Genomic DNA, 3,785 nt, shown 5'->3' with positions numbered 1-3,785 from the left:
TGTCTTGGCTCTCCGCGTATCTCTGTGAACAAACAAGAACTGAATATCCCTAATGACTGAACTCGAACTGTTTTACCTATCCCAACTTTTCCGCACGTACACCGTAGGCCTCTGCCTGGGTGTTTCCACACTGGTACTCACCTTCTACTATTTTGTCGTGGCCAAAGGCCATACGGAACCGGCTGAAAAACGCCTGCTACATGTCGCCTATAACGTGCTGCGTATCGGTATGGTGCTGGTGGTATGTTCTGAAATCACCACCCTGATGTACAACTATCACGTCCATAACTTCATTTACTGGACGGACAACCCTGAATTGCTGATCCGTGTGACGATCTTCTCCGTCATCGTGATCAACGCATTGCTGATGCAGTACCACAAGATCAGCATGTGGCTGGGCCCGGTCTTTGCGGGTGGTTCCTGGTATGCCTATTTCTTCTTTGCCGTCTGGATCGAAACCGAGTCCACGTACAGCGCGCTGCTTATCGGTTATCTGGGTTGGCTCGGCGTCTTTGGTCTGTTCCTCGCGCTTCTACGCACATTGCTTACACGTAATTCCATCCGCAGTGACAACGCTCAGCTGCAAACAGCGGGAGCGTGAGTCGTGTCTCATACATCTCACACAGCAACACTCGCAGCTCAATCCAGAATCGGCAGTTCACTGATACTAAAAGCCGGAATTGCGGGTCTGGTCATCGCATCAGGCGCGTTGGCCTACCAAGCCTATCAAACCTTGTGGCTGCCCTTTGATGGCTACGGGGCTGCGGATATGAGTTATCTGCAGCAGGAACTGCCAGCAAGTCTGTCCGGCGGTGACCTGACCCATTTTCATTCTCAGGGCATGGCGTTTGAGCAAGAAGCCCCGAACCTGTCATGGGGACTATCCGCTGCGTTTGACCGGGGAGATGGCGTATTTGAGCGCGCATTTACACCCAGTGTCGCAAGCGGCTGGCGTGGCGATGCCGATGGCGTCGGTCCGATCTTTAACCACAATGCCTGTGAAGCCTGCCATCAGGCTGACGGACGCGCCAAGCCACCCGAAGGCCCTGATGAGGTGATAGAAGGGGGATTTGTACGGGTATCCATTCCGGGCACCGGTCCTTACGGTGAACCGCTGTCGCCACCGGGATACGGTGCTCAGCTGGGGGACCGTGCGATCGACGGTGTTAAACCTGAAGCCAAGGTGCGGGTGAACTGGATCGAGGAGATCGGTCAGTTCCCGGATGGGGAAACCTATTCGTTACGTAAGCCTGAGTTTCTGATCTCCGAACTGGCCTACGGTCCGCTACCAAAAGATACCGTCTATGAAATGCGCATGGCCCCGCCCGTGTTTGGCTTAGGTCTGCTGGAAGCCATTCCGGAAGCAACGATACAGAGCTGGGCTGATCCGGAAGATAAAAATGGTGATGGCATCTCCGGGCGGCCGAACTATGTCTGGGATCTGGAGCGCGGCGGCAAGATCATGGGGCGCTTCTCCTGGAAAGCCAACGCCTTTGATATCCGCCAGCAGTCCGCCATCGCCGCCTATAAAGATATGGGTATCAACAACGAGCTGTTCCTATATCGCCATGACGATCAGGCCACGAATCATAAAGCCCGTCAGAACTGTGAGCCTGAGCAAACCGCGTGTCTCGCAGCCCATGACAGCCTCGATTTTGAGATGCGTCCTGATCAGCTCAAAGATATCACCACCTATCTGCAGCTACTGGGCGTGGTGTACCGCCGCAATATGGATGATCCCGCCGTGCAGAAGGGTGAACAACTCTTCCATAGTATTGGTTGTGAGTCCTGCCATAAATCGGTGGTGCAAACCGGTGAGCACGAGATCTCCCGTCTGGAAAATCAGCTGATTCGTCCGTACTCCGATCTGTTATTGCATGACATGGGTGAAGGCCTGAGCGGACGCCGTGACTTCGAGGCGACGGAAACCGAATGGCGTACCGCGCCGTTGTGGGGAATAGGTGTGACCGAAACAGTGAACGGCCATACCAACTTTCTGCATGACGGACGGGCACGCAATGTTCAGGAAGCCATGTTGTGGCACGGCGGCGAAGCGCAACAGGCGCGAAATAGCTACATGCAGCTGACCCGGGAGCAACGTCAGCTATTGCTGAATTTTGTAAATAACCTTTGATGACGACAGTGTCTGCCGCCGGTGTATTCGCCGGCGCAGCAGCACATGCACCGTACAGGCAGCCAACGCCAGTAACAGCGTCAGGCTGCTTTGCAGAATAAACGCCAGCGATAACGCATAGGCGGAATAAAACTTAGTGATCAGTGTCAGCCCCGGCAGGGTGGTCAGAAAGGCCATCGGCAACGTTTCCATTCATTGCGGCAGTTCATCTCACTATAGATGGTCATTTCACCGCGTGCTGAAACGGAAATGATTCTGAGAACAACTCACAAACAGACCCGATCCATTTTTATCGCAGACCCGCGACCATCTAACAGGACACTACTGTGACTTCACTCGCGTTACATACCTCATCCCATAACAGTCTCCATTCGCTGAATGTTCGTCCGGAACTGGCCCCGGTGTTTGATCAACTCAACCAATTGATTTTGGGTAAGGAGTTGCAGATCAAACTCTCGCTCAGCTGCTTGCTGGCAGGCGGACATCTGCTGCTGGAAGACCTGCCAGGCATGGGTAAAACCGTGTTATCACACTCGTTAGCCGCGGTATTGGGGCTGGATTACAAACGCGTTCAGTTTACCAATGACCTGTTACCGGCGGACCTGCTGGGTGCGTCGATCTATCAAGCGGATCAGCAGAACTTCCGTTTTATGCCCGGTCCGGTATTCACCCAGGTGCTGTTGGCTGATGAGATCAACCGCGCCACCCCAAAAACACAAAGTGCCTTGCTGGAAGCGATGGAGGAGAAGCAGGTCAGCCTGGAAGGTGAGACCCGTAAACTACCCGATCCGTTTTTTGTCATCGCGACCCAGAACCCGGCGGAGCAGATTGGCACCTCACCTCTGCCTGAATCCCAATTGGACCGTTTCCTGATCCGTATTGAGATGGGCTATCCGGTGAAGGATGCCGAGCTGGCCATTCTCTCCGGCGTCTCCCGTCGACAGCTCCTGCAACAGACCCAATACAGCATCCGCCCCGACGATCTGATCGCATACCAACAATCAGTTGCTGACGTGGAGTGCAGCGCCATGGCACTGGAGTATCTGTATGAGCTGTTGCAGTTCAGCCGTCACAGCAGCCTGTTTGTAAACGGCTTATCAACGCGCGCCGGGCTGGGCCTGTTAAACGCCGCTAAGGCCTGGGCCTGGCTGGATGGCAGTGACCACTTACTACCCGCCCATATTCAGGTGGTGTTTCCCTTTGTTGCCGGTCATCGTTTACAACACACCGAAGGCAGTCATTCACCGTTGCGTAACGGTGAGCTGATTCTGGAACAGGTTCAGGTGCCACGATGATGCAGTGGCGCATTGTACCGACCGCTGCGGGAATCGGTTATTTACTGATGTTACTGATCCTGATGCTAGTGGCCGTCAACTACAGCAATAATCTGATCTTTACGCTCTGTTTTCTGATGACCGCGACGATGCTGCTGTCGGTGTGGTTATCCATTCGCAACTTGTGCGGTTTCCGCGCGACACACGTGCGCGTGCATCCCGTGCATGCCGGTCAGGATCTGGAGTTCGAGATAGCACTCAACGAACACAGCGGACAACATCACCTTTATCTGACGTTGAGCAGTCAGGATAAACAGCGCAGTAAAACGACGCAGCAACCCTTCTATCATCTGCGCAGTGGCCACCCTTTTGAATGG

At 54.2% G+C, this 3,785-nt stretch carries 4 protein-coding genes and 1 pseudogene; 4 read left to right on the top strand and 1 reads right to left on the bottom strand.

What is annotated here, in order from left to right; genetic code table 11:
* Positions 1-52: 52 nt before the first annotated feature.
* Both ABYW01_RS16470 and ABYW01_RS16465 read left to right on the top strand, forming a co-directional pair.
* On the top strand, positions 53-601 hold the full coding sequence (locus ABYW01_RS16470; protein WP_372834777.1) for a hypothetical protein: 549 nt from the start codon (positions 53-55) through the stop codon (positions 599-601).
* Positions 602-604: 3 nt separating this feature from the next.
* Entirely contained in the window at positions 605-2,134 is a 1,530-nt protein-coding gene (locus ABYW01_RS16465) for a di-heme oxidoredictase family protein (protein WP_372834774.1), read from the top strand.
* Here the strand turns inward: ABYW01_RS16465 and ABYW01_RS16460 are convergent.
* Positions 2,105-2,311, bottom strand: a complete 207-nt coding sequence (locus ABYW01_RS16460; RefSeq protein WP_193954548.1) for a hypothetical protein — start codon at positions 2,309-2,311, stop codon at positions 2,105-2,107. The two genes, ABYW01_RS16465 and ABYW01_RS16460, sit on opposite strands and share 30 nt — an antisense overlap.
* 149 nt (positions 2,312-2,460) lie before the next feature.
* Here ABYW01_RS16460 and ABYW01_RS16455 point away from each other — a divergent pair, with 149 nt between their 5' ends.
* Positions 2,461-3,429 (top strand): AAA family ATPase, encoded by a 969-nt coding sequence (locus tag ABYW01_RS16455; protein WP_372834771.1) that lies wholly within the window; start codon positions 2,461-2,463, stop codon positions 3,427-3,429.
* Positions 3,426-3,785 (top strand): annotated as a pseudogene (locus tag ABYW01_RS16450) (hypothetical protein); the annotation flags it as partial. The gene ABYW01_RS16455 and the pseudogene ABYW01_RS16450, both read left to right, overlap by 4 nt.

Origin of the sequence: Pontibacterium sp. (genome assembly GCF_041587635.1) — a bacterium.
Lineage (GTDB): Bacteria > Pseudomonadota > Gammaproteobacteria > Pseudomonadales > Balneatricaceae > Pontibacterium.
Note: the sequence above shows the minus strand (reverse complement) of the source record. Positions and strands in the feature narration are given on the sequence as shown.